Here is a 25,391-nt window from a genome sequence, read left to right on the forward strand (position 1 = left end):
GTCGGCAAGCGTGCATTCGGTCTGCGATCATCCGCGCCCATGAATAGCCTGTTGAACGCTCCTGGCCGCCTGGCCCGCCGCCTGCTGCCGCGGCAGCACGCCGCGACGGCGGCCATGGTGGCGCCGCCGGCCTTCGCCGTGCCGGCGACGGCGATTGTCGCCTTGCCTGACCCGGACACGTTGCGGCGCACCCTGCTGCAGCTGATCGCGCGGGCCGAGCGCCGCATCGTGATCGTGGCGCTGTACCTGCAGGACGACGACGGCGGCCGCGAGGTGCTCGAAGCCCTGCACGCCGCCAGGACGCGTTGCCCGGCGCTGCGCATCACCGTGTACGTGGACTGGCATCGCGCGCGTCGTGGCCTGATCGGCCAGGCGCACAGCGAGGGCAATGCCGGCATGTACCGCGAGCTGGCGCGGCGGCTGGGCGATGGCGTGGAGATTCGCGGCGTGCCGGTGCAAAGCCGCGAGCTGCTCGGCGTGCTGCACCTGAAGGGCTGGGTGATCGACGACACCGTGCTCTACACCGGCGCCAGCCTCAACGACGTCTACCTCGCCAGGCATGGCCGCTACCGGCTCGATCGCTACCACCAGGTGCAGCATCGCGGTCTCGCCGACACCCTGGTGGGGCTGGTGGATCGCCAGTTCGCATCCAGCCCCGCCGTGCCGCGGCTGGATGCGTCGCCGCTGCCTTCGACGCGCGAGCTGCTGCCGGCGATCCGCGAGCTGCGCCAGTCCCTGCTCACGGCCAACTACGCCGCGCCCGACGAGGCGCTGCAGCATGGCGAGGTGGCGATCACGCCCATCCTCGGCCTCGGCCGCCACGACAATGCGCTCAATGCCACCGTGCTGGCGCTGCTGGCGTCGGCGCGCGAACGCGTGGTGCTGCTCACGCCCTACTTCAACCTGCCACGGCCGGTGCGCGACGCCGTCGGGCGGGCGCTGCGCCGTGGTTGCCGGGTGGAGATCATGGTGGGCGACAAGACCGCCAACGATTTCTACATTCCGCCAGATCAGCCCTTCAGCACCATTGGCCTGCTGCCCTATCTGTACGAAAACAACCTGCGTCGCTTCGCCCGCGCGCACACGCGCCAGCTCGCCAGCGGCCAGCTCACGCTGTGGCTGTGGCGTCACGCCGACAACAGCTACCACCTGAAGGGCCTGTTCGTGGACGCGGACGTGGCCCTGCTCACCGGGCACAACCTCAACCCGCGTGCATGGTCGCTGGATCTGGAAAACGGCCTTCTGCTGCGCGACCCCGCGCAACACCTTGCCGCCATGCACGAGGCTGAGTGGGCGGCGCTGCGCCAGCACGCCCGGCGGCTCGCCAGCTATCGCGAGCTGGAGACCTTGCGCGACTACCCGCCGGACGTGCGCCGCCTGCTGCGACGGCTCAGCCGGGTGCGGCTGGATCGGCTGGTGAATCGCTTGCTGTAACCGCGGAACCCGGGAAGCCGGACATCGGTCGAGCTTCAGTCCAACCTGTGCAGCAGGCCGGGATAGGTTTTGATTCCCGGTCGAACGTGGTTAGGCGCGTGGATGCGGCGTGGAAGTCGCTCCCCCTCACCCCAACCCTCTCCCCCAACGATGAAACTGTCGGGGGAGAGGGAGACCAGCGGCATGCTCTTCCCGACTTCCGACTTCCGACTTCCGACTTCCGACTTCCGACTTCCGACTTCCGACTTCCGACTTCACGAGTCTCGAGGCTCAGGCCAGGCGGTTCAGTCGCATCGCCAACCAGCTCTCCACGTTGGGCCAGTCCTCGGCGAGGATGCTGAAGCACACGGTGTTGCGCAGGCTGCCGTCGGGGCGGCGCCTGTGCGCGCGCAGCACACCTTCGCGCTGCGCTCCCAGGCGCTCGATGGCGCGCAGCGAGGGCTCGTTCGCCTCGTCGGTGTGGAAGGCCACCGCCACGCAGCCGAGTTGCTCGAAGGCGTGTTCCAGCAGCAGGCGCTTGCAGGCGGTGTTGAGGTGGGTCTGTTGCCAGCGCCTGGCGTACCAGGTGTAGCCGATGGCCAGGCGTGGCAGCTCGGCGTCGAATTCGTAATAGCGCGTGGTGCCCACGATCTCGCCGCTGCCGACCTCGCGCACGGCGAACGGCAACATGTGGCCTTCGGCCTGGCCTTGCAGCGCCTTGGCGATGTAGTCGCGGGCCTGGCCCGGCGCCGGCACGCGGGTGACCTTGAGGTTCCACAGCTCGCCGTCGTCGGCGGCGGCTTCCAGCGCGCTGGCGTGATCCAGCGTCAGGGGTTCCAGCGCGACGTAGTCGTCGGCCAGGTGTACGGGTGCCAGCATGTGGGGAGCCTCACGCGTCGAGATCGGGAATCAGCTTGCTTTCCAGCCGCGCGATATGGTCTTTCAAAAGCAGCTTGCGCTTCTTGAGGCGGGTCAATTGCAGCTCGTCGCGGCCCAGGACACTGGCCAGCTGATCGATCGCGGCGTCGAGATCGCGATGCTCCTGCCGAAGCTCGGCGAGCAACTGGGCGATCTCGGCTTGTTCGGTGACTTGCATGGCGTGGCTGGCGTGGGCAAGGCGCCTAGTGTAGCGCTGGCACAAAGCGGCCGGGGCGGGCGGTTACAATGGGCGCTCCGTTTGCCGAAGACCGCCATGTCCGCGCCTTTCGCCCCCCTCCAGCCGGCCGTCGACGAGGTCGAGCGCCTCGCTGCCCGGCTGCGCCACCAGGTCGGCAAGGCGATCACCGACTACGGCATGATCGGGGATGGCGACAAGGTGATGGTGTGCCTCTCCGGTGGCAAGGATTCGCACAGCTTGCTGGACATCCTGCTGCAACTGCAGGCGCGGGCGCCGGTGCGCTTCGAGCTGATCGCGGTGAACCTGGACCAGAAGCAGCCGGGCTTTCCGGAGCATGTGCTGCCGGCATACCTGCGCTCGCGCGCGGTGCCGTTCCACATCATCGAGCAGGACACCTACAGCACGGTGATGCGGGTGGTGCCGACGGGCAAGACCCAGTGCAGCCTGTGCTCGCGGCTGCGGCGCGGCGCGCTGTACGCCTGGGCGGCGGCGAACGGGGTGACCAGGATTGCGCTGGGTCATCACCGAGACGACATCCTCGCCACCTTTTTCCTCAACCTGTTCCACCAGGCCAGCCTGAAGGCGATGCCGCCCAAGCTGCGCTCTGACGACGGCCGCCACATCGTGATCCGCCCGCTGGCGTATTGCCGCGAGAGCGAGCTGGCGCAGTACGCGCAGCTGCGTGCCTTCCCCATCATCCCCTGCGACCTGTGCGGCTCGCAGGAAAACCTGCAACGCAAGCTGGTGCGGCGCATGCTGGATGCGTGGGAGGCCGAACACCCGGGGCGCAGCGAAACCATATTCCGCGCGCTGGCCAACGTGGCGCCGTCGCAGCTGGCCGACCGCAACCTGTTTGATTTTGCTGCACTGCAAGCAAGCTGCGGCGAAATCTGAGATCATCGGCTGTCCGTGCGAACGGACGTCCATACTTCCAAACGTTCATATCTGAGGTGCAGCGTGTCCATCTTTGCCAACGTCGACATGGCCCCCGGCGATCCCATCCTGGGCCTCACCGAAACCTTTCGCGCCGATCCGCGTGCGGAGAAAGTGAATCTCGGCGTGGGCATCTACGTGGACGACGCCGGCGGGATTCCCGTGCTGGATGCGGTGCGCCGGGTGGAGGAGTCGCTGGTGCGCGCCAATGCGCCGCGCGGCTACCTGCCCATCGACGGCCTGGCCGCCTACACGCGTGAAACGCAGAAGCTGGTGTTCGGCGAAGGTTCCGCCCTGCTCGCCGAAGGGCGCGTGGCCACCGCGCAGACCATCGGCGGTTCCGGTGCGCTGCGCGTGGGCGCGGACATGCTCAAGCAGGTGCTGGGCGACAAGGCGAAGCTGGCGGCGAGCCGGCCCACCTGGGGCAACCACCACGCGGTGTTCAAGGCCGCCGGTTTCGCGCTTTCCGACTACCGCTATTACGACGACGCCAGCCACGGCCTGGATTTCGCCGGCATGCTGGAGGATCTGGGCAAGCTCGAACCCGGCACCGTGGTGCTGTTGCACGCCTGCTGCCACAACCCCACCGGTGTCGACCCCACACCCGCGCAGTGGCGGCAGCTCGCCGCGCTGCTCAAGGAGCGCCAGCTCGTGCCTTTCGTCGACATGGCCTACCAGGGTTTCGACAAGGATGCCGCCAGCGACGCCACCGCCGTGCGCGTGCTGGCCGATGCGGGCATCGACACCTTCGTGGTGGCCAACTCCTACTCCAAGTCGTTCTCGCTCTACGGCGAGCGCGTGGGCGCGCTCAGCTTCGTGGGCGCCGACCGCGACGAGGCCGCGCGCCTGCTCTCGCACATCAAGACCACCATCCGCACCATCTACTCCAGCCCCGCCACCCACGGCGGCAAACTGGTGGCCGGCGTGCTGGAAAGCCCCGAGCTGCACGCGCTGTGGACGCAGGAGCTGGGCGCGATGCGCAGCCGCATCCACGCCATGCGCGCCGCCTTCGTGGACAAGCTCGCCGCGCTGGGCGCGCCGGATTTCGGTTTCGTCAACGCGCAGGCCGGCATGTTTTCCTACTCGGGCCTGAGCAAGGCGCAGGTGCGTAGGCTGCGCGACGAGTACGCGATCTATGCGCTGGACAGCGGCCGCATTTGCGTGGCGGCGCTCAACACTGCCAATATCGATTACGTGACGAAGGCGGTCGCCACCGTCTGTCGTTGATCGCGTTGTTCCACCCTCCAAGCCGTTCGCGTTGAGCGTAGCCCGCGCAGCGGGTGCAGTCGAAACGCCGCTACCCAGCGGCGACCCTTCGACTCTGGCCCGGCGGGCCAGCGCTCAGGGCGAACGGTTTTTCCATCGTGGTTCCACTGGATTTTGCATGTTCTTCCGCAACCTCACGCTGTTCCGTTTTTCCCCCGCTGTTGCCGCCGACCTGAAGCGTCTCGACGAAGTCCTGGGCGAACACCGCCTGCGCCCCTGCGGCCCGCTGGAAATGTTCACCAAGGGCTTCGTGCCGCCGGTCGGGCGCGGCGAAGAGGCTCCGCTCACCCACGCGGTGAAGCACTGCACCATGTTCACCGTGGGTGGCGAGGACAAGCTGCTGCCCGCCGCCGTGGTCAACGACGAGCTGCATCGCAAGGTGCAGAAGATCGCCGAGGAGGAGGGCCGCAAGGTCGGCGGGCGCGAGCGCAAGCGACTGAAGGAAGACCTGCTCACCGAGCTCCTGCCGCGCGCCTTTGTGCGCACATCGAAGCTCGCGGCCTACGTGGACACCAAGCACGGCTGGCTGGTGCTGGATACCTCCAGCCGCAAGTCGGCCGAGAACGCGCTCACCCAGGTGCGCGAGGCGCTGGGCAGCTTCCCCGCCGTGCCGCTGGCGCCGGAGGAAGGCCCGCGTGTGCTGATGACCGACTGGCTCGCCAACGGCACGCTGCCCGCGGGCCTCGCGCTGGGCGACGAGGTGGAACTGCGCGACCCCGCCACCGCCACCGGCGCGATCGCCAAGTGCCGCCGCCAGGATCTCGATGCGGAGGAGGTGAAGGAGCACCTGCGCAACGGCAAGCAGGTGTTCCAGTTGGGGCTCATCTTCGACGATCGCATCAGCTTCGTGCTGGGCGAGGACCTGATCGTGCGCAAGCTGAAGTTCCTCGACGTGGTCACCGAGGAACTGGGCGACAGCTTCGAGGACGCCCAGGCCGAGGCTGACGCCAGCTTCGCCCTGCTCACGCTGGAGCTGGAGCGCCTGCTCGCCAAACTGGAAGAATGGTTCGGTTTGCCGCGTCCTACGGACGGTTGAGATTGGCTTGGTGGCGGGCTTCGCGCCCGCTTTCACCGGTCGCCCCTTGCGCCGGGGCGCAGTTCTCCCCACATTCTGCCTGCAAGTCACGCCCGGCGTGGGCAGGCAGCAGGCCATGGCACAGCATCTCGAAGGCGACTGGTTGGAACTGGCGACCGCGGATGGCCATGTCATCCGCGTGCAAAAGGCTGCCCATCCGCGTGCGCGGCGCCTGCGCCTCACCGTCACGCCCAAGGGCGCGCGGGTCAGCTATCCCGACGGTACCCATCCTGCCCAGGTCAGCGCTTTCCTGCGCCACCACGCCGACTGGCTGGAGCAGAAGCTCGACGAGCTGAACCTGATCGTCAAGCCGCTGCCGGCGCTGCGCGTGGGCCACGCCACCACGCTGCCGTTGCGCGGCGAGACGGCGAGCCTGGACTGGGCCGACGGCAGCTATCCGAAGATCGCGGCACACGCCGACGGTCTCACCCTGGTGATCCCGCGCCCGCACACCCGTGCCCTGCCGGTGGCGCGCGGCCTGCTGGCCTCGCACTTCGAAACCCTGATCCGCCGCGACGTGGCGCGCTGGCTGGCGCTCTACGTGCCGCAGTTGGGCCTGGCGCCCACCGCGCTCAAGGTGCGGCCGATGAAAAGCCTGTGGGGCAGCCTCGACACCCGCGACCGCATCAACCTCGACCTCGCGCTGGCGCTCGCCCCGCCCGCTGCGCTGCGCTACGTGCTGGTGCACGAGCTCTGCCACCTCCGGGTGCGCAGCCACGCGCCGCGCTTCTGGGCGCAGGTGGAAGGCCTGCTGCCTGACTGGCGCGAGCAGCGCGACTGGCTGCGCGTCAACGGCGCCACGCTGAAGGCCGAGCTGGATCGGCTGGTGGCGGATGTGGCGGATTGACCGGGCGCATGCGCCCGGCCTGACAGCCGTCACTGGGCGGCGCCGCATGTTTGCCGCAGGCTTGCGGCGTGTTCACCGCAGGCGTCCGTCATGCATCTCCCCTATGGCCCACTGATCGAAGCGACCTGGCTTGCCTGGGCGCTGTATTGGGTGTGGAGCGCGCGCGGGGTCAAGGCTGCCGCGCGGCAGGACGGCACGATGCAGATGCTGGCCTATCGCCTGCCGGTGGTCGTGGGTTTCGCGCTGCTGTTCTCGCTCGGCCACGGCGCCGGCGCGAGTTGGGTGTACCGGCAGTGGTCGTCGACCGCCGCGTGGCTGCCGCCGCTGGGCTGGCTGCTGGTGCTGCTCGGCCTGGGCTTCGCCTGCTGGGCGCGGGTGACGCTGGGGCGCAACTGGAGTGCCACGGTGCAGCTCAAGCAGGATCACGAGCTGATCGAGCAAGGCCCGTATCGCTGGGTGCGCCACCCGATCTACACCGGCCTGCTGCTGGGCGTGCTGGGTAGCGTGCTGGCCATCGGCGCGCCGCTCGGCCTGTTGGCACTGGCGCTGGTGGGCGGTGGCTTCGTCGTCAAGCTGCGCCACGAAGAGGCGCTGATGCGCGCATGCTTCGGCGCCGCCTACGTGGACTACATGCGGCACACGAAGGCGTTGATCCCCGGCGTGTGGTGAGGACACTGGCTTCTGGCACATCCCGGCGGGGAAATCGCCGTGATAGCGTCGAACCGCCACCCACACCCACAGGACGCTTGCCATGACGAAACGAGCCATCGCCGCCGCATTGATGCTGGCGTTGTTTGCCGCCGGCGCACAGGCCACCCCCAGCGGCGACCCGCCGGCACCCGCCGCCAAGGCGCCGCCGGCCTGGGTGAAGAAAAGCAACGCCGATGCGCAAGGGCTGTTGAAGGTGATGGCCGAGTTCAGCCCCGAGATGGCCTCCAGTCTCGGCCTGTCCGGTTACGACGCCAAGGTGGTCGACCTCAAGCCCAAGGTGGACGCGCGTACCCGCGCGGCGCTGATGCAGGCGCGCGACACGCTGCGCAAGCAGCTGGCCGCGGAAACCGATCCGGATGTGCGCAGCGATCTGGAAATCATGATCGCCGCGGCCAGCCGCAATATCGAAAGCAGTCAGCTCAGCGACCAGTATCTGCTGCCCTACACCGACGTCGGCCAGACCATCTTCCAGGGCGAGTTCGTGCTGCTGCAGGACCAGGTCGCCGCCAGTCGTCGCCCGCAGGCGCTGGCACGGCTGAAGTGCTACGTGGGCATGGCGCCGGGCTGCACGCCGGTGACGCGGGAGGCGCAGGCGCTGTTCGAGGCCAAGCTGGCCAACAAGCAGCTGCTCGGCCCGTACAAGGTAGAGGTACAACAGAACCTCGCCAACACCGCGCGCTATGTCGAAGGCGTGCGCAAGCTCTACGCGAAGTACAAGATCGCCGGCGCCGGCCCGGCGTTGGACGCCTTGCAGAAGCAGCTTGCCGACTACGACGCCTGGGTCAAGGCCACCGTGCTGCCGCGCGCGCGCAGCGATGCGCGCCTGCCCGAGCCGCTGTACGCCGATGCGCTGAAGCAGGTCGGCATCGACATCCCGCCGCAGCAGCTCATCCGCGCCGCCGAACTGGAATACATGGAAACGCAGGCGCAGATGCAGTTGCTGGCGCCGACGGTGGCCAAGGCCGAAGGCTTCCAGGCCAGCGATTACCGCGACGTCATCAAGCAGCTCAAGCGGCAGCAGCTCGGCCGCGACGACATCATGCCGTACTACCACGACGTGCTGGGCAAGATCGAAGGCATCGTGCGCGACAAGCAGCTGGTGAGCCTGCCCGCGCGGCCCATGATCATCCGCCTCGCCTCGGAGGCCGAGAGCGCGGCCGAGCCGGCGCCGCACATGGATCCGCCCGCGTTGATCGACAACCACGGCGAGCGCGGCAGTTTCGTGCTGCCGCTGGGCAACCCGCCCGGCGCCAAGGGTGGCAACAGCGAGGCCTGCGACGACTTCACCTGCAAGGCCTGCGCCTGGACGCTGACCGCGCACGAGGGCCGGCCGGGCCATGAGCTGCAGTTCGCCGGCATGGTGGAGCACGGCGTGTCGCTGGCGCGCTCGCTGTTCGCCTTCAACAGCGTCAACGTGGAAGGCTGGGCGCTGTACGCCGAGTGGATGATGGTGCCCTACGAGCCGGCGGGCGGGCAGATGATCGCGCTGCAACTGCGCCTGTTGCGTGCGGCGCGCGCCTTCCTCGATCCCATGCTCAACCTCGGCCTGATCTCGCGCGAACGGGCGCACGACATCCTGGTCAACGACGTGGGCCTGTCCGAGGCCTTCGCGCGCGAGGAGCTGGATCGCTTCATGTTCCGCTCGCCCGGCCAGGCCACGGCGTACTTCTACGGCTACTCGCGCATCCTCGACCTGCGCGCGCACACCGAGATCGCGCTGGGCCAGCGTTTCGACCTCAAGCGGTTCAACGATTTCCTGCTTGCGCAAGGCCTGTTGCCGCCCGACCAGATGGCCGAGGCGGTGGACAAGGTGTTCATTCCGGCGCAGTTGAAGCACTGAGAGGCTGTGAATTTTTCAGCCTCGAAGTTCGGCCACGGATGGCCGGACGTGGGTCAAGCACGCAAGTGCTTGATGCACGGAGCGGCGTCCGGACATGCGCCGGACACCGCGATGAAAAATTCCACAGGACGTGGAATTTTTCACAGGCTCTGAGTCGGGAGCGCGCAAGCGCCCCCTCACCCCAGCCCTCTCCCCCAACGGTGGAGCTGTTGGGGGGAGGGAGTTTCAGCCGCGAGCCGCTTGCCTCCCTCTCCCCCAAGCTTCGCTTGGGGGAGAGGGTTGGGGTGAGGGGGGCTTTTCCCGCTTCCCGCTTCCCGCTTCTCGAATCCCTGTCTCAATGCGACAACGCGAACGCCGTGAGAATGCGCGCGGTTTCCGCGGGGTGTTCCAGCTCGGGGATGTGATTGCAGCCCATCAGCGTGCTGCTGCTGATCGCGCTGGCGTGGACGAGGCCGTTGCGCAGGCTGTCCAGCGCGGAGGCGTCGATCACCTGATCGTCGCGGCACCACAGGCCGAGCACCGGCATGGTGAGCTGGCCCAGACGGTTCTGCACGGCGAGGTATTGCGCGGGCTGGCGCAGTTCGTCGAACACCTTGGCGATGAAGGCGTGGTCGGCCACGTTGCGCGCCACCAGCACATCGACGAAACGCGCCGGGATCTTCGGCGGCTGCGCAAGCACGAGGTCGGCGACGCGCCAGAAGCCGGCGCGGTCGGTGAAGGCGAACGGATCGTGGCCGGCGAGCGTCGCGCGGGCAAAGGCGTTCTCCTTGAACTTCAGCCCGAAGCTGTCCAGCAGGGCGAGGCCGCTGACGCGCTCGGGATGTTCGGCGGCATACACGCCAGCGATGGCGCCGCCCATTGAATGGCCCACCAGCAGCACGCGTTGCAGGCCCAGTGCCTGCATGAAAGCCTGCAGCCGCGCGGCCTGGGCGTCGATGTCGTAGTTCGCCGCCATGTCGCGCGAGGATTCGCCCCAGCCGGGCAGGTCGGGGATCACCACGTGGAAGTGCGGCGTGAGCTCCTTCGCCACTGCCAGCCACACCGTCTTGTCGTCGGCGAAACCGTGCAGCAGCACGAGGGTGGGGCCGTCACCGCCCTCGTAATACGACCAGCGCGTGTCGCCGGCCTGCACCGAGTGCTTGTCCAGATGCGCGGCCATCGCCTCGCGCGCCACGTTGGCGTTGAACAGCCACTGCGGTGCGAACAGGTAGCTGCCGCCCAGCAGCGCGCCCAGCACGACCACCACGACGGCGAGGAACTTCAGCCGGCGCAGCAGCATGCGTTGCCAGAGCGGGCGGGTGGAAGTGTTGGGCATGGTGCGTGTTCTCGTGGGCAGGGCGCCTGCCCGTGCGGGCGGGAAAAGCCGGGCTTACTTATTTGCCGTTTTTGCCGAGGCAAAAATGGCCTCCACCGCCTGCTGGGTCAGCGGGTGGTAGCCGTCCTTTGCCTTGGCGTAGACCTGTTCGGCATAGGCGAGGCCTTCAGGCGTCTTCGCGAACGCGCCATACACCGGCAGGGTGAGGTAGAGCCGGCCGATGCGGGTCATGTGCTCGGCGGCGGCGGGCCACACGGCCTGGTCGCCGGCGGCGATGGCGTGCACGTACCAGCGCATGCCGACCTCGGCGTTGCGGGTGCCGGTCAGGTGCCAGGCGGCATCGATGGCTTGCACGTCGGCGAGCTTGGGCACGTCGGGCAGGCGGTCGAGGAAGTACATCCACTCCTGGGTGTTCCAGCCCTTGGCGGCGAGCTTCGCCGCTGGCAGCGTGCCGGCGAGGAAGGCGTTGCGCTGCTTGTCGATGGCGTCGAACTGCAGCGAGTCGGGGATGGGTGCATCTTTCGGGATGCCGGTGCCGTAGACCCACGCCTGCACTTCATCCCAACGCATCTTGCCGGGGTATTTCTCGATCAGGTTGGGCTTGAGGTAGGCCAGCATCTGCTCGGTGGTGATGCTGTGCCAGGCGAAGTGGTCGAAGTAGCCCTTGAGGAACGCATCGAAATCCTTGCGGCCGAACTTCGTCTCCAGCGTGCGCAGGAACCACGAGCCCTTGCTGTAGGCCACGTCGGAGAGCGCGTCGTCGCCGCCCAGGCCGGTGGGATCGGGCGCGAGTTTCTGCGCGTTGGCGCGCATCGATCCGATGTCCTTCTGCAGCGCGCGGATCGCCAGCAGGTCTTCCTCGGTGGCCAGGCGCGGACCGTACAGCGCTTCGGTGATGCGGCCCTGCACGTAGGTGGTGAAACCTTCGTTGAGCCAGATGTCGCGCCAGCTGGCGGCGGTGACGAGATTGCCCGACCACGAGTGCGCCAGCTCGTGCGAGATCACGCTGACCAGGCTCTTGTCGCCGACGATGATGGTCGGCGTGGCGAAGGTCATGTTCGGGTTTTCCATGCCGCCGTAGGGGAAGGATGGCGGCAGCACCAGCAGGTCGTAGCGGCCCCAGCGATAGGGGCTATAGAGCTGCTCCGCCGTGGCGATCATCTTCTCGGTGTCGGCGAACTCATGCGCGGCCTTGTCCACCACCGACGGCTCGGCATACACCGCCGAGCGCGGGCCGGTTTCCTTCACCGCGATGTCGCCGGCGGCGATGGCGAGCAGGTAGGAGGGGATCGCGTGCGGCTGGTTGAAGTCGAAGGAGCCGTCCAGCGGATGCCTGGCGTCATTCAGGGCGCTCATCACCACGCGGATGTTTTTCGGCGCGCTGACATGCGCGTCGTAGGTGAAGCGGATCGCCGGCGAATCCTGCAGCGGCACCCACGAGCGCGCATGCACGGATTCGGACTGCGAGAACATGAAGGGGGCTTGCTTGTCCGCCGTCTGCGCGGGCGGCAGCCATTGCAGACCGGAGGCCGCGGGCGAGGTGACGTAGGCGATCCGCACCCTGGCCGGATGCTGCGGCGTCTCGATGGTGAGCTTGCTGCCCATGTCCTTGACGGCAGGCGCCAGCGCGTATTTCAGCGCGTGGGTCTTGCCCTTGGCGTCCACCGCGTCGATGGCGGCAATCTTCAGGTCGCGCGTGTCCAGCACCAGTGCCGGTGCCTTGGGGTTTTTCCAGTCCAGCGCCAGCGTGGCCACGCCGTCCAACTGCTTGTGCGGGAAGTCGACCCGGAGCTGCAGATCCAGATGCGTCACCAGCACCTGGTCGGGCTGGGCGTAGGAGTTGGGGTCGTTGGCGTAGGCGGCCAGCGGCAGCAGCAGGGCACCGAAGGCAAGGGCGGAAAGCAGGCGCATGGGCGGGCTCGGGGTACGGGAAGTCCCAGTATGCCACCGCGTCTCGAGCGGGTGCCTGTGGCTAAAGTCCTCCCGCGGTGGCGCCGTGGGTGGCATGGCTTCAGCAGTAACGGTCCGCCAATCGGTCGGTGGCCTGCACCAGCGCGTCGACGATGGCGGGATCGGCGGCGCTGTGGCCGGCCAGCACGATGCGCAGCGCCGAGGCGGGCAGGGCGGCGTGCAGATCGAGTGCGCTGGCCACCGGGCAGATGATGTCGTAGCGGCCGTGCACGATGTCGGTGGGTATGCGTGCGAGCCGCGGCGCGTCGCGCAGCAGCTGGTTCGGCTGCAGGAACATGCGGTGGCGGAAGTAGTGCGCCTCCAGCCGCGCCAGGCTCACCGCCTTGTGCGGCTCGTCGAAATCGCCCGGTGCATCGGGATCGTGGACCAGCGTGGTGCTGCCGCCTTCATAGGCGCTCCATGCCTGCGCGGCGGCGAGGCGCACGGCCTCGTCGTCGCTGTCGAGGCGGCGCCAGTAGGCTTCGATCATGTTGCCGCGTTCGGCCTCCGGGATGAAGTCGCGGTAGCGCGCCCAGCGCTCGGGGAAGATGTGCCGCGCGCCGCCGTCTGCCTCGTTGAACCAGCGCAGCTCCATGTCGCGGGCGAGGAAGATCCCGCGCAGCACCAGGCCCAGCACGCGCTCGGGGTACGCCTCGGCGTAGGCCAGTGCCAGCGTGCTGCCCCAGGAGCCGCCGAACACCACCCAGCGTTCGATCTGCAATTCCTCGCGCAGCGCCTCGATGTCGGCCACCAGATGCGCCGTGGTGTTGTCGGTGAGGTCGGCGAAGGGCGTGGACTGCCCCGCGCCGCGCTGGTCGAACAAGACGACGTGCCAGCGCGCGGGATCGAAAAAACGCCGGCTGTTCGGGCCGATGCCGGCGCCGGGGCCGCCGTGCAGGAACAGCACGGGCACGGCGTTCGGCGTGCCGCATTCCTCCACGTACAGCGTGTGGCGCGCATCCACGCTCAGGCGGCGGGTGCGGAAGGGTTCGATGGCGGGGTAGAGCTCGCGCATGATTCGGGTCTCGGGATACGTGTTGCGGATACGTGACTCGCCAAAGCACCTCTCCCCCAACCCCTCTCCCGCCAGCGGGCGAGGGGAGTGCGGATCAAGCCCCCTCTCCCGCAAGCTGGACAGGGGCTTTGGCTCGGCTCCCCTCGCCCGCTGGCGGATGCAGGGAAGGGCCATGGATGACCCTAGCTTTGAGGAGCGCGGAAGAGGGGCCGGGGTAGAGGGCAAGTCAGGTGCCGAACAGCAGTGTCTCGGTGAGATCACCCGGCGCCTTGCCGCCGGCTTCGACCATGGCCTGGTCGCGCAGCACGATGCCGGGCAGTGGCGCCAGGCCGAAGCGGCGATTGAGGAAGCGCTGGATCGAGCCGGTGTCGTACACGGTGTGCTCCACATGGCCACGCTTCACGTGCGGCGAGATCAGCAGCGTCGGGATGCGCGTACCCGGCCCCCAGCGGTCGCCCTTGGGCGGAGCCACGTGATCCCACCAGCCGCCGTTCTCGTCCACCGTGACGATCACCAGAGTGTGCTCCCACAGCGGGCTCTTCTGCAGCGTGGCGACGACCTGGGCGATGTGGCGGTCGCCGGCTTCCACGTCGGAATAGCCGGCGTGCAGGTTGAGGTCGCCTTGCGGTTTGTAGAAGGTCACCGCGGGCAGCCGGCCGGCCTCGATGGCGGCGAGCAGGTGGTTGGTTTTCGCGGTTTCGCCGGTGCCGCCATCGCGCAGATGCGCGGCGCGTGCGTGCGTGCCAGGGGCGAAGCTCTTGAAGTAGTTCAGCGGCTGGTGGTGGTTCTGGAAATTGGGGCTGGCCGGGAAGCTGTCGCGCAGGCCGGAGTCGCCCTTGCCATCCAGCGCCATCTGCCAGGCGCCGGCGTACCAGGCCCAGTCCACGCCCTTGGCGCTCAGCCGATCGCCGATGGTGGCGTGCGCCTGCGGCGGCAAGGTGCCGTAGTCGTTCGGGTCGGCCAATTGGGGATGGGCCTTGTCCGTGGTCCACGCGGGCTGGTAGGGCGGGCCCATGGTGTTCACCGCCCAGAAATCCGGCGTGAGCGCGCTCGGGCCCAGTGCCGTGGGGCGACCCTGCATGGCGCTGGCGGGCGAGTCGGCGGCCAGCTTCAGCACCAGGCCCTTGGGGTCGTCGCCCTCGATGCGCGCGATCTGGAACTTCGCCGGGCTGGTGTCGGCATGCGGGTAATAGGGCGGCTGCGCGGCCACCAGGTATTGGTGGTTCAGGAAGGAGCCGCCGAAGGCACCCATGAAGAAGTTGTCGCACAAGGTGTACTGCTCGGCCAGGCGCCACAGGCGCAGATTGCTGGCACCGTCGGCGTAGTGGCCCATCACCAGCGCGCCGCTGTCGCCCCAGGCGACGAAGCCGTCGTTCTTGCCGCCGTTGATCTGGCGCTGGTTGGCGTAGAAGACGTGGATCAGGTCGCGCGTGACCACGCCATGCGGCAGCGGCGTGCCGTCGGGTGCGGCGAGTGCGAAGGGCGCGTTGGGCAGGCCGGTGATGGCGTCCTCGTCGATCTTCCAGCGGCGATGGTTCACCACTTGCTCGTGCGGCACCAGGCCGCGCCAGATCGGCGGCAGGGTTTTCAGCTCGCTGCCGTCGCGGTCGCGCTGACGGTAGTGCTCGGGCTTGAGCGCGGACAGCGGCTGTTCCAGGCCGGGGAAGTCGGCGAACAGGTTGTTGAAGCTGCGGTTCTCGGCGTAGATCACCAGCACGTGGCGGATGTGCTCGCGCAGCGCGGCATCGAAGGCCGGGTGGCCGGCGGCGATGGCGGTGGTGGCCTCGACCGGGGTGCGCGCGTCGGCCTGGCGGCCGCCGACGGCCAGCGCGGCGCCGGCGGTGGCGAGGCCGCCCAGCAGCTTGCGGCGGGCGGGATCGGTCGGGGTGTCGGCCGGGATGTCCCCTCTTTCGGGCGGCAGGTTTTTTCCGGTCATGGTGATTCACTGGCAAGGACGTGGCGCGAGTATGCGCGAGATGTGTGACGGTCGCGCGCCATCCATGGAGGGGCTGCGCGCCGGTCACGCGCCGTGCGTTTGCCCGAGCTTAATCGAGCGGCAGCTTGCGCGCGGCATCCCACATGCTGCGGGTGAGCGCGCGGTTGGTATGCGGCGCCTGCAGCACGATGAGCGTGGTGGTGCTGATGCTGGTGTGGATCTTCAGGAGGCGGTCGAGCACGCTTTCCAGGTGCTGGATCGACATGGCCACCACGCGCAGCAGGGCGGAGTCCTCGCCGGCGAGGCGGCGGCAGTCCAGCACCTCGGGGATGTCGGCGACGATGGCGCCGATGCGCGCGCAGATGCCGCCGTCGCAGCGCAGCCGCACCATCGCCTCGATGCGGTAGCCGAGGCGCTTCGGCTCCACCACCGCGCGGTAGCCGGCGATCACGCCGGCCTCCTCCAGCCGTTTGACGCGCTCGGCCACGGCCGGCGCGGAGAGCTTCACCTTGCGGCCCAGTTCGGCGTAGCCCAGGCGCGCGTCGCGCTGCAGGGCTTCCAGGATGTGCCAGTCCTTGGCGTCCAGTTCGGGTTTCGATGCCAAGGCAAGGTGCTCCGCAGCGGTGGTTATCGATGGCAAGACCGGGGAATGGCTTGGGTATCCGGTATTCATCGGCGACCGGAGCGAGACTAGGATGCGCACTCCCCACCACGCAAGCCGTTCCCCATGGTCGCCACCGAACGCCTCGACGCGCGCGCCCTCGCGTGCATCGCCATCGCCCTGCTCACCTGGTCGTCGGCCTATGCCGCGATCGCCTACGCGCTGGCCTCGTTCACGCCAGGCGAGGTGGCCTTCGCGCGCCTGGCCATCGCCTCGCTGTGCTTCGCCGTGATGCTCGTGGCCCGGCGCACGCCGCTGCCGCCACGGCGCGACTGGCCGGCGCTGTTCGCGCTGGGCCTGATCGGCCTCACGCTCTACCACGTGAGCCTGAACTGGGCAGAGACGCGCATCGCCAGCGGCACCGCCTCCATCATCATCTGCTTGGCGCCGGCGGCGACGGCGGCCTTGTCGGCCTGGTGGATACGCGAGCGCCTGAGCCTGCGCACCTGGACGGGGCTGGCCATCGCGCTGGCCGGCACGGTGCTGGTGGTGCTGGCCAGCGGCAAGCAGGTCGAGGTCGATCCGCGGGCGCTGCTGGTGCTGGTCTGCGTGCTCGCCTCGGCGGTGTATTTCGTCGGCCAGCGGCCGTTGTCGCTGCGGCTGGGCACGCTCACGGTCACCGCGTTCACGTTCTTCGCCGGCACGCTGGGTTGCCTGCCCTTCGTCGGCGGCCTGCCGCAGGCGCTGCACGCGGCGCCGTGGTCGCATCTCGCGGCGCTGCTGTGGCTGGGCGTGGCACCGAGTTTCCTGGGCTATCTCACCTGGAACGTGGCGGTGAAGCGCGCCAGCGCCACGCGCGTTTCCAGCTTCATCTACCTCTCGCCGCCGATTGCCCTGGTGATCGGCTGGTTGTGGCTGGGTGAAGTGCCCAGCGCGATGGAGCTGGTCGGTGGCGCCGTGGTGATCGGCGGCGTGGTACTGGCCAACCTGCGGCGGCGGCCGGCGCCGGCGGTGCTGGCGGGGGCCGGCGAAACCGCGTGAGTCACCGTCCGCCACGCGGTGCGCGCGTGGCGGGCGGCTCGGCGGCAATCAGCGCTGCGCCTGGTCGTGCTTGACGTGGTGGATGCGCCGGCTGTCGCGGTTGTCGGTTTTCTGGATGCGACGCTGCTCACCCTTGCCGACCTTGCCGTCGCGCCCGGCGACGTGTTCCAGGTGGTCGACGTGGGCCTGGCGGCCCTGCATGCGCGCGTCCTCGCGGTTGGTGACCTGGCCGGACTTCACGCCGTTGGCGAGGCGCTGTTCCTGCTTCGCGTTGCGCGCCGCGTCGGCCTGCATGCGACGCGAGGAGGCGGAGTTCGGGTTGCCGGTGGCCGCGTTGTGGTCGTCGTGGGCAATGGCCCTGCTGTCGCGGTTCTGCATGCGCTGGATCTGCGCGTTCTCGGCCTTGGTCATCGGGCCGTGGCGCATGTCGCGCTGCTCGGTGCGGTCGAGGTTCGCCTCGCGCTGTTCCAGGTTGGCGGCTTCCTTGGTGGTGAGCTGGCCGGATTTCAGGCCCTGGTCGATGCGCTTCTGCTGGTTGGCGTCACGCTGGGTGTCGCTGGCCGCGTTCTGCGGCGGCTGCGTCTGCGCCTGCGCGACGGCCATGCCGCCGAGGCCGCACAGGCCGAGCAGGCCGACGACGAGCCATTTCTGCGTCTGGTTTTGCATGATGCGTTCTCCTGGTGCCGTGGGTGCCGCCGCGTGGGCGGTCTGTGGGCAGGGAACGCGGCAGCCGGCGCGGCGGCGACATCCCGACTGGCGCCCGTTCAGGCGCCAGTCGGTTGCATGCCAAGGCTCTCAGCTCAGCCGGGTGACGCGCACCACGGCGGGGTCGTCGGCGTGCTCCAGCAGCAGGCGCCGCACGCGATCCTGCCAGGCCTGGCCGAAGGCGGCGCGCTGCGCGGCGGTGGCGTCGGGGTGCATCGCCGCGCCCATCAGCGCACGGGCGTCGGCGGCGGGCGGCACGCTGGAGAGATCCAGCACCACGCTCACGCTGGCGCCGGTGTCCGTGCGGGTGAAGCGGATCGCACCGGCGCCGGCGTAATCCAGCAGGCCGTGCCGCACGAACTGGCCGCCGATGCCGTGGAAACCGTTGTCGGCGGCGGCACCGGTGACCAGGGTGAACACCTGCGCCATCACGCCGGTGACGCCCTCGTCGGCGGGCGCCGGCATGCTCACCGCGACCCCGCCGCGTTCGGCGGTTTCATCCGGATACAGCGCCATCAGCGCGGCCCGTGCCAGCAGCCAGCTGCCGGCCACGGTGGGGCAGGAGTGGCCGGCGAGGCGCACCGCGTCGGTGTAGCGGTATTCCAGCACGCCGCCCTCGGCGGCGCCGAGGAAATCGGCCAGCGGATCGCGCACGCGGATGCGCGGCGCGTCGTCGAAGAAGGCTGGGTAGTTCATCACTCCTCCGGCAGGCCGACGATGGCAAAGTCGATCACCACCGCATCGGCGTCGCGCTGGCGGTAGGTCACCGTGATGTGCTCGCCCAGGCGGTCACGCAATTGCGCGATCAGCGGAATCGGGTCGTGGTCGTTGACGAAGCGCATCGTCTCGCCGTTGCGCAGCGCGCCGATGGCGCCGAAGATCGCGCTGTGGCGGAAACGCCGCGCCACGCCGCGCGCGTCGAACAGGTGGGTGTTGGCTTCGGTGATGGCGTCGATGCTCATGCGGGGGCTCGCGTTCCAAGGGAGCCCCCACGCTACGCCGCGCCGCGAACGGCAGCGCTGATCTGGGTCAGGCGGCGGCCTGCAAGCGCTCGGGCGTGCGGCGGCGGGCAGGCGATTTTTCGCCGGCGCTCAGGTCAGGCTGGTCGCCACGCCGAACGCCACGGCCATGACCGTGGCCACCGCCAGGCAGGCGCTGCCCGGCCGCACCCGGCGCGCGTCCACGCGCGGCGTGAGTCGCCATACCAGCACCGCGCCAAGCAGCATGTCCACGACCAGCGCGACGCGCAGCAGGTTGGAGGCCAGCAGGGGTCGCAGCGGCGGCCGCACGATGCCTTCGTGCGCGGCCACGCCGGCCACCAGCAGCATGCCCAGCAGCGTCCACACGAGGCAGGCGAGATAGACGCAGTTGAACACCACGTTGCAACGCTCGACCCAGCGCAGCACGACCCAGGCGATCAGCGCGCAGGCGAGCGCGCCGATGCTGCCGTAGAGCACCCACCAGACGAGGCTGCTGACGAGGGCGAGCAGGTTCATGCGAGCGGTTCCATGCCGAGGCGGCGCAGCAGCTTGGCCATCAGCCAGGCGGGGCCGATCAGGAGATAGGCGAGGTCGGTGAGGAAGCTGGGCTTGCGGCCCTCGAACTGGTGGCCGATGAACTGGCCGATCCAGGCCGCCACGAACACGCCGACCGCGAGCCAGCGCAGGTCGGCGGCACCCAGCTGCGCGTATAGAAGATGGGTGAGCAGGCCAAGCGCGGCGAAGGCGAGCAGCAGCGCCAGTGCCAGCTTGTGCGCGCGTTTCCAGTACCAGTAGAACGCCAGCACCATCACCGCCACGGCCCAGGCGCCGGGGCGCAGGAAGGCCGGCGGCACCGGGATCGTCCACAGCAGTGCGACTACCGACCACACGATGGGCGGCACGCAGCACCAGTGGAAAACCTGGTTCACCGGGTTTTGGTGGTCGGCGCTGTAGCCGTCGAGCCAGTCCTGCATACTGCGCATCGATACTCCCCCAGAGTGGGTACTCAGTCGAGCGTGATGCCGGCCAGCTTGTGCAGCGCCTCGGCATATTTGGCGGCGGTGCGCGCGATCACCTCGGCGGGGATCGTCGGGCCGGGCGCGGTCTTGTCCCACGGCTGGGTTTCCAGCCAGTCGCGCACGAACTGCTTGTCGTAGCTGGGCGGGCTGATGCCCACCTGGTAGCTCTCGGCCGGCCAGTAGCGCGAAGAGTCGGGGGTGAGCATCTCGTCCATCACGTAGAGCTTGCCGTCCGCGTCGGTGCCGAACTCGAACTTGGTGTCGGCCAGGATGATGCCGCGCTCGGCGGCATAGGCGGCGGCCCAGGCGTAGATGCGCAGCGTGGCGTCGCGCACCTGTTCGGCCAGCTCGCGGCCCACCTTGTTCGCGGCGACCGTGAAACTCACGTTTTCGTCGTGGGTGCCCACGGCCTCCTTGGTGGAGGGCGTGAAGATCGGCTCGGGCAACCGCTGCGCCTGCTGGAGGCCGGCGGGCAGCTTGATGCCGCAGATCTCGCCGGTCTTCTGGTAGTCCTTCCAGCCCGAGCCGATGATGTAGCCGCGCGCGATGCATTCCACCGGCACCGGCTTCAGGCGGCGCGTCACCACGGCGCGCCTGGCGTACAGCGCGAGGTCGGTGCCGGCGGGGAGCGCCTCGGCCAGCGGCACGTCCAACAGATGGTTGGGCATCAGGTGGGCGGTCTGGCCGAACCAGAAGTTGGAGATCTGGGTGAGCATCTCGCCCTTGCCGGGGATCGGGTTGGGCATCACCACGTCGAAGGCGGAGAGGCGATCGGTGGCCACCATCAAGAGGCGCTGGCTGTCCAGTGCGTAGACATCGCGCACCTTGCCGCGGTGGATCAGTTCCAGGCCGGGCAGGTTCGATTGCGACAAGGTGGTGGGCACGATGGCGGTTCCGTGACGAGGGGAAGCGCGCATTGTAGCGTCAGGGGGCTGCCGGCGACCGGCTGGGGCGGTGGCGGCTGTTAGAATCGCGGCTTTATTCCGGTCTTCCGCCGATGCGCCCGCAGCCGTCCGCCATCCCTGGATTCGCCCCCGTTTGCCCGTCGCCGCGTCCATCACGCCGCGTGCGCGAAGGCTGAGCTGGCATGGGCATACCGCTCACCATCTGGTTTGCGCTGGCCGGGTTTTGGCTCGGCCATGGCCTGCTCGGCGCCCTGGTAGGGGGCGCGATCGGCTTCGTGCTGGAGCACCTCCGCCATGGCCAGCATCGCGCGGCAGCGCCGGAAGCGGGGGGGTTCGTCGCGCCGTTGTTCACCCTGCTGGGCGCGGTGGCGAAGGCCGACGGCCGCGTCTCCGAGGCGGAGATCGCGGCGGCCGAACATGTCATGACGCGCATGGGGCTGAGCGGCGGGCAGCGGCAGTTGGCCATCGCCAGTTTCAATACCGGCAAGCAGGCCGGTTACGACGTGGCCATCTCCATCGACGAGCTGCGGCGCTGGGTGGGGCCGCGTCGCGACCATGCCTTCCCGGTGCTGGACGTGGTGCTGGACACGGTGTTTGCCGAAGGCGAACCCTCGCCGGACAAGCTGGCGATCCTGCGCCAGTTGGCCAACGCGTTGCGCGTGAGCGAGATGGAGCTGGTGGCGCTGATGGCGATGCGCGGGCGCGCATGGAGTGCGGCCGGGCCGGGCCGCGCCGATGCCGGCGCGCGCCATGGCGGCGGCTACGTGCCGCCGCGCAGCGCGCAGATGCCCGATCCCTACGCCGTGCTGGGCATCGAGCGCAGCGTGGACGACCGCGCGGTGAAGCGCGCCTACCGCAAGCTGATTTCCGAGCACCATCCCGACCGCCTGGGCGATCTGCCCGAAGCCATGCGCAAGCAGGCCGAGTCGCGCGCCAGCGAGATCAACGCCGCCTACGAACGCATCAAGGCGGAACGAGGCTTCAAGTAGGAGCCCGCTGGCGGGCGATGTTTCTGCTCTGATGCACCAGGACAGGAGCATCGCCCGCCAGCGGGCTCCTACAATCTTTTTCGATCTGCCGAGTAGCCGTCATGAGCAAGCAAAGCCCCCTCATCGCCCCCTCCATCCTCGCCGCCGACTTCGCGCGGCTGGGCGAAGATACCGCCGCCGCATTGGCCGCCGGCGCGGACTGGGTGCACTTCGACGTGATGGACAACCACTACGTGCCCAACCTCACCATGGGCCCGATGGTGCTGTCGAGCTTGCGCAAGTACGGCATCACCGCGCCGATCGACGTGCATCTGATGGTGAAGCCGGTGGATCGGATCGTGCCGGACTTCGCCAAGGCCGGCGCCACGCTCATCAGCTTCCATCCCGAGGCCAGTGAGCACGTCGACCGTACCATCGGCCTCATCCGGGACTCCGGCTGCCAGGCTGGCCTGGTGTTCAACCCGGCCACCTCGCTGGATTGCCTGGACTACGTGCTGGACAAGCTCGACCTGGTGCTCATCATGTCGGTGAACCCCGGTTTCGGCGGGCAGCAGTTCATCCCGATGGCGCTGGAAAAGCTGCGCCGCGTGCGCCGGATGATCGACGAGCGCGGCTTGGCCGTGCGGCTGGAGATCGACGGCGGCGTCACCGCCGACAACATCGGCGCCATCGCGGCCGCCGGCGCCGATACCTTCGTGGCGGGCTCGGCCATCTTCAACGCACCGGACTACCGCGAACGCATCGCCGCGATGCGCGCCGCCATCGGCTGATCGCGACAACCGCGCGCCGCGCAAGAAAAGCCCCGGGCGGCTGTCGCCGCACCGGGGCAAACGTCGTCGCAGACGCATGAGGAGACACCATTGACCGGCGCCGCGGACGCGGGCACGACCGTCCCGGAGGGGAGTGTGGGCGGCCATGCGGGCGTCATCCACGGCAATGGAGCGGCGCCAGTCACCCACTCTGACCGGCGCCAGTCGGATAGGTTCCCGCAAAAATCGTCGGCAGCAAGCTTGGACGGCGCATCGGCGGCGGCCCGCCGGCCCGCCACAAAAAAATCCCCTCGCGGGAGGGGATGAAGGAGCCACGTCGGTGGAGGCGGTTGCGGAAGGCGTGGCCGGTGGCCGGCCCGGATCAGGCGGCTGGCCCGGCGACCGATGCGCTTCCCTGCGCATCGGTCGCGACCACGCTTTCCACGGCGAGGGTTGGGATGGCGGAGGGTGGGCGCCTCAATGCAGGCCCAGCAGCAGGCCCAGCAACAGAGCGCCCAGCGCCAGGCTCACGCGCAACGGCTCGAAGCCGCGCAATTCGGCGTTGGGGTCGACGGGCAGGGATGCGGGCTTGTTCATGGGGTCGTGGCGGGGGAGGTGGAGAGCATGAAAACATCCAGCGCGTACTTTCGCGGGGCCGAAGCGGGCAAATCGGCGGTGAAATATGGCGAAATGCGGGCAAATTCTTTCGTAGGGCGTCGTTTGGAGGCTTGATGACGCGGTGTGGCTGGCGCTACGACCTGCGTGCGATCAGCCGCTGAAGCCCTGACACGCAACCTGCTTCACGAGCTGGTGCTTGCCGGCGGCGGATGAGAGGTACAGGCAGATGTCGCCGCCTTCGCCATCTTCGATGTCGGTGCTGATGATCAGATCAAGCCGGTCATCGTGGTCGAGATCGCCGGCCCAAATGAGCTGTGCTTCGTCCACGTCTGTGTCGAGCAGGGTGCGTGTATGCCCGTCGTCGAGGAAGAGACTTCTTCCGAAAGTCGAGCCTAGCTTGGACAGGGTCAGCCGGTAGCGTTGCCGGTTGAATGTCAGTTCGAGGCGATCCTTGCCCTTGCCATCGCCGGCGTGTTCCGGCGTATCCAGGTCATCGGGCAGTTTCATCGCCAGCGTGGATACCTTGCCGGCGACGAGCTGGCGCGCGTGCAGGAAGACGAGCGCCTTGGGCTGATCGGGGGAGCTGATTTCAGGGGTCAGATCGACCTTCGCGCGCACCAGTTCCCAGTGGTCGCCACGCTGGGTCAGAGCAAGCCAGCCGTGGGCAGGAAGCGTCGAGACATCGAGGTCTTCGGGGTCATAGCCGCCCGGCTCGAGGATTGAAACGGCAGGCGGGTGCTCCCGCGCGATGAGGGGCGGCGCGATGGTCAGCATGGCCGCGAGCAGCGCGGTGCGGCAGGGAGAGAGCAGTAGCGAGGGCATGCGGGCGGTCTCGGTGGTTGTGCGGATGGTGGCGACGCACATGGCTGTGCACGGGTTCGATTTCGCGACTCGATCGGCGCGACGGGCCATCACGCCGGCATCCATCGGTCGATGGGTACCCATTCGAGCACGCGGCCATAGCCATGGGTGGTGCGGCAGAGGCGCCGCCGGGGGCGGCTTCGGGGCAATTCGCGGGCAGGCGTGCATGGAAGCTTGCATGGAAGCGACGCGCATAGCACGCTGCGCGGCACCGCACCGCAAGGAACACGCCATGGGCCGCAGCATCGCCATCGTCGAGGACGAACCGCTGATCCGCGCCAACTACGTCGAGGCGCTCAACCGCTTCGGTTACGACACGCGGGGTTACGGCTCGCGACAGGAGGCCGCCAATGCCTTCGCCGCCAAGCTGCCCGAGCTGGTCATCATCGACATCGGCCTGGGCGACGAGCCGGAGGGCGGCTTCGACCTGTGCCGCGAGCTGCGCGCGAAGTCGGCCACGCTGCCGATCATCTTCCTCACCGCGCGCGATTCCGATTTCGACGTGATCTCCGGCCTGCGCCTGGGCGCGGACGATTACCTCAGCAAGGACACCAGCCTGCACCAGCTGGCCGCGCGCATCGCCGCGCTGTTCCGCCGCATCGAGTCGCTGAAGGCGCCGGCCTCCAGCGAGACGGTGATCGAGCACGGCCCGCTGAAGCTGGAGTCCGAGCGCATGCGCATCACCTGGAACGACGAGGAGGTGCCGCTCACCGTCACCGAGTTCTGGATGGTGCACACGCTGATCCGTTTCCCCGGCCACGTGAAGAACCGCGACCAGCTGATGCGCGAGGCGGAACTGGTGGTGGACGACGCCACCATCACCTCGCATATCAAGCGCATCCGCAAGAAATTCATCGCGGTCGCGCCGGCGTTCGATGCCATCGAAACCGTGCATGGCGTGGGCTATCGTTGGAAACCATGAAGATGAGATTCCTCACGCCGGCGCTGGTGCTGCTGGCGCCGCTTGCCGCCCTTGCCGGCACACCCGCCGATACCCTGCTCGCTCATGGCGCGCGCGACGGCAAGGCGCCCGCCTGGGCGGTGGAGGTGGCCAGCCCGATCGGCTGGACGCGCGACTGCTGCACCTACGCGCGCGCCATCGGCGTGGATGCCGTGCTCTACCAGGGCGAGTGGACGGGCCAACCCGAGCGCGTGATGGTGCTCAACGTGTGGCCGCGCAAGCTGGCCACGCTGGCCGACGAGCTGGCCACCGACCGCAAGCGCTACCTCGCCCGCGATCCGGCCGGCAAGGCCACCGCCATCGCCATGCACAATCCGCACATGCCTTGCCAGGGCGTGGTGTACGAGGGCAGCGACCATGTCGACGACGCCGTGGTGTTCTGCGATCCGGGCGCGGCCAGCGGCGTGCGGCTGAGCTGGTCGATGAGCTTCGCCAACCACGATGCCGGCAAGCAACCCTTGCTGGATGCCTTCATGCACGTGGCCACCGATGCGCGCTACCGGCGCTACGTCACGCCGGCCGTGCCGAAGAAGCCTTGATCGCG

26 protein-coding genes are annotated in these 25,391 nt (G+C 68.7%); 12 read left to right on the plus strand and 14 right to left on the minus strand.

Annotated features, from left to right (window positions below; genetic code table 11):
• The first annotated feature begins 39 nt into the window (after positions 1-39).
• Positions 40-1,434 carry a CDP-diacylglycerol--serine O-phosphatidyltransferase gene (gene pssA / locus AC3WQA_RS11830; RefSeq protein WP_492675248.1) on the plus strand — a complete coding sequence of 465 codons (1,395 nt, stop codon included), beginning with the start codon at positions 40-42 and terminating at the stop codon, positions 1,432-1,434.
• A gap of 270 nt (positions 1,435-1,704) precedes the next feature.
• Here pssA and AC3WQA_RS11835 read toward each other — a convergent pair whose 3' ends face one another.
• Together AC3WQA_RS11835 and AC3WQA_RS11840 are read right to left on the minus strand one after the other, a co-directional pair.
• Positions 1,705-2,292 (minus strand): GNAT family N-acetyltransferase, encoded by a 588-nt coding sequence (locus tag AC3WQA_RS11835; RefSeq protein WP_492675249.1) that lies wholly within the window; start codon positions 2,290-2,292, stop codon positions 1,705-1,707.
• Between the two features lie 10 nt (positions 2,293-2,302).
• The gene (locus AC3WQA_RS11840; RefSeq protein WP_492675250.1) at positions 2,303-2,509 is read right to left on the minus strand and encodes a YdcH family protein; all 207 of its coding nucleotides are present in this window, start codon (positions 2,507-2,509) and stop codon (positions 2,303-2,305) included.
• A gap of 96 nt (positions 2,510-2,605) precedes the next feature.
• Between AC3WQA_RS11840 and ttcA the strand changes: the two genes are divergently transcribed.
• From ttcA to AC3WQA_RS11870, 6 genes are all read left to right on the plus strand, one after another.
• Positions 2,606-3,424: a tRNA 2-thiocytidine(32) synthetase TtcA gene (gene ttcA, locus AC3WQA_RS11845; RefSeq protein ID WP_492675251.1), complete on the plus strand. Its 819-nt coding sequence runs from the start codon at positions 2,606-2,608 to the stop codon at positions 3,422-3,424.
• 63 nt (positions 3,425-3,487) lie between these two features.
• Positions 3,488-4,690: an amino acid aminotransferase gene (locus AC3WQA_RS11850; protein ID WP_492675252.1), complete on the plus strand. Its 1,203-nt coding sequence runs from the start codon at positions 3,488-3,490 to the stop codon at positions 4,688-4,690.
• Between the two features lie 157 nt (positions 4,691-4,847).
• Positions 4,848-5,765 carry a recombination-associated protein RdgC gene (locus tag AC3WQA_RS11855; protein WP_492675253.1) on the plus strand — a complete coding sequence of 306 codons (918 nt, stop codon included), beginning with the start codon at positions 4,848-4,850 and terminating at the stop codon, positions 5,763-5,765.
• A gap of 115 nt (positions 5,766-5,880) precedes the next feature.
• Complete coding sequence (locus tag AC3WQA_RS11860; RefSeq protein ID WP_492675254.1) at positions 5,881-6,651, plus strand: M48 family metallopeptidase; 771 nt, start codon at positions 5,881-5,883, stop codon at positions 6,649-6,651.
• Between the two features lie 90 nt (positions 6,652-6,741).
• Complete coding sequence (locus tag AC3WQA_RS11865) at positions 6,742-7,320, plus strand: methyltransferase family protein (protein WP_492675255.1); 579 nt, start codon at positions 6,742-6,744, stop codon at positions 7,318-7,320.
• Between the two features lie 82 nt (positions 7,321-7,402).
• Positions 7,403-9,202: a DUF885 domain-containing protein gene (locus AC3WQA_RS11870; RefSeq protein WP_492675256.1), complete on the plus strand. Its 1,800-nt coding sequence runs from the start codon at positions 7,403-7,405 to the stop codon at positions 9,200-9,202.
• A 334-nt stretch (positions 9,203-9,536) separates the two neighbouring features.
• Here the strand turns inward: AC3WQA_RS11870 and AC3WQA_RS11875 are convergent, their stop codons facing one another.
• The 5 genes from AC3WQA_RS11875 to AC3WQA_RS11895 form a co-directional block, all read right to left on the minus strand.
• Positions 9,537-10,481 carry an alpha/beta fold hydrolase gene (locus tag AC3WQA_RS11875; protein ID WP_492676354.1) on the minus strand — a complete coding sequence of 315 codons (945 nt, stop codon included), beginning with the start codon at positions 10,479-10,481 and terminating at the stop codon, positions 9,537-9,539.
• Between the two features lie 90 nt (positions 10,482-10,571).
• Positions 10,572-12,428 carry a M1 family metallopeptidase gene (locus AC3WQA_RS11880; RefSeq protein ID WP_492675257.1) on the minus strand — a complete coding sequence of 619 codons (1,857 nt, stop codon included), beginning with the start codon at positions 12,426-12,428 and terminating at the stop codon, positions 10,572-10,574.
• A 100-nt stretch (positions 12,429-12,528) separates the two neighbouring features.
• Complete coding sequence (pip, locus tag AC3WQA_RS11885) at positions 12,529-13,482, minus strand: prolyl aminopeptidase (RefSeq protein ID WP_492675258.1); 954 nt, start codon at positions 13,480-13,482, stop codon at positions 12,529-12,531.
• 226 nt (positions 13,483-13,708) lie between these two features.
• Positions 13,709-15,418: an acid phosphatase gene (acpA, locus tag AC3WQA_RS11890; protein WP_492675259.1), complete on the minus strand. Its 1,710-nt coding sequence runs from the start codon at positions 15,416-15,418 to the stop codon at positions 13,709-13,711.
• Between the two features lie 109 nt (positions 15,419-15,527).
• Positions 15,528-16,022: an Lrp/AsnC family transcriptional regulator gene (locus AC3WQA_RS11895; protein WP_492675260.1), complete on the minus strand. Its 495-nt coding sequence runs from the start codon at positions 16,020-16,022 to the stop codon at positions 15,528-15,530.
• A gap of 123 nt (positions 16,023-16,145) precedes the next feature.
• Between AC3WQA_RS11895 and AC3WQA_RS11900 the strand changes: the two genes are divergently transcribed.
• Entirely contained in the window at positions 16,146-17,060 is a 915-nt protein-coding gene (locus AC3WQA_RS11900; RefSeq protein ID WP_492675261.1) for a DMT family transporter, read from the plus strand.
• A 48-nt stretch (positions 17,061-17,108) separates the two neighbouring features.
• Here the strand turns inward: AC3WQA_RS11900 and AC3WQA_RS11905 are convergent, their stop codons facing one another.
• The 6 genes from AC3WQA_RS11905 to AC3WQA_RS11930 all read right to left on the minus strand — a co-directional run bounded on the left by AC3WQA_RS11905 (position 17,109) and on the right by AC3WQA_RS11930 (position 20,648).
• Positions 17,109-17,726 (minus strand): hypothetical protein, encoded by a 618-nt coding sequence (locus AC3WQA_RS11905; protein ID WP_492675262.1) that lies wholly within the window; start codon positions 17,724-17,726, stop codon positions 17,109-17,111.
• Between the two features lie 129 nt (positions 17,727-17,855).
• Entirely contained in the window at positions 17,856-18,461 is a 606-nt protein-coding gene (locus tag AC3WQA_RS11910) for a hypothetical protein (RefSeq protein WP_492675263.1), read from the minus strand.
• Entirely contained in the window at positions 18,461-18,727 is a 267-nt protein-coding gene (locus AC3WQA_RS11915) for a DUF2249 domain-containing protein (protein ID WP_492675264.1), read from the minus strand. The genes AC3WQA_RS11910 and AC3WQA_RS11915 overlap by 1 nt, the downstream gene beginning before the upstream one ends.
• Positions 18,728-18,856: 129 nt before the next feature.
• Positions 18,857-19,261: a hypothetical protein gene (locus tag AC3WQA_RS11920; protein ID WP_492675265.1), complete on the minus strand. Its 405-nt coding sequence runs from the start codon at positions 19,259-19,261 to the stop codon at positions 18,857-18,859.
• On the minus strand, positions 19,258-19,728 hold the full coding sequence (locus AC3WQA_RS11925) for an Mpo1 family 2-hydroxy fatty acid dioxygenase (protein WP_492675266.1): 471 nt from the start codon (positions 19,726-19,728) through the stop codon (positions 19,258-19,260). The genes AC3WQA_RS11920 and AC3WQA_RS11925 overlap by 4 nt, the downstream gene beginning before the upstream one ends.
• A 23-nt stretch (positions 19,729-19,751) precedes the next feature.
• On the minus strand, positions 19,752-20,648 hold the full coding sequence (locus tag AC3WQA_RS11930) for a phosphoribosylaminoimidazolesuccinocarboxamide synthase (protein ID WP_492675267.1): 897 nt from the start codon (positions 20,646-20,648) through the stop codon (positions 19,752-19,754).
• A 203-nt stretch (positions 20,649-20,851) separates the two neighbouring features.
• Here AC3WQA_RS11930 and djlA point away from each other — a divergent pair, with 203 nt between their 5' ends.
• Both djlA and rpe read left to right on the plus strand, forming a co-directional pair.
• Positions 20,852-21,658 carry a co-chaperone DjlA gene (gene djlA / locus AC3WQA_RS11935; RefSeq protein WP_492675268.1) on the plus strand — a complete coding sequence of 269 codons (807 nt, stop codon included), beginning with the start codon at positions 20,852-20,854 and terminating at the stop codon, positions 21,656-21,658.
• 101 nt (positions 21,659-21,759) lie between these two features.
• Positions 21,760-22,428 carry a ribulose-phosphate 3-epimerase gene (gene rpe, locus AC3WQA_RS11940; protein WP_492675269.1) on the plus strand — a complete coding sequence of 223 codons (669 nt, stop codon included), beginning with the start codon at positions 21,760-21,762 and terminating at the stop codon, positions 22,426-22,428.
• Between the two features lie 747 nt (positions 22,429-23,175).
• Here rpe and AC3WQA_RS11945 read toward each other — a convergent pair.
• Complete coding sequence (locus AC3WQA_RS11945; protein WP_492675270.1) at positions 23,176-23,937, minus strand: hypothetical protein; 762 nt, start codon at positions 23,935-23,937, stop codon at positions 23,176-23,178.
• Between the two features lie 181 nt (positions 23,938-24,118).
• Between AC3WQA_RS11945 and pdsR the strand changes: the two genes are divergently transcribed.
• On the plus strand, positions 24,119-24,808 hold the full coding sequence (pdsR, locus tag AC3WQA_RS11950; RefSeq protein WP_492675271.1) for a proteobacterial dedicated sortase system response regulator: 690 nt from the start codon (positions 24,119-24,121) through the stop codon (positions 24,806-24,808).
• A complete protein-coding gene (locus AC3WQA_RS11955) occupies positions 24,805-25,386 on the plus strand; it encodes a hypothetical protein (RefSeq protein WP_492675272.1) in 582 nt (193 codons plus the stop codon). The genes pdsR and AC3WQA_RS11955 overlap by 4 nt, the downstream gene beginning before the upstream one ends.
• Positions 25,387-25,391 lie beyond the last annotated feature (5 nt).

The sequence above is a fragment of the Rhodanobacter sp. FW106-PBR-R2A-2-24 genome, assembly GCF_058789615.1.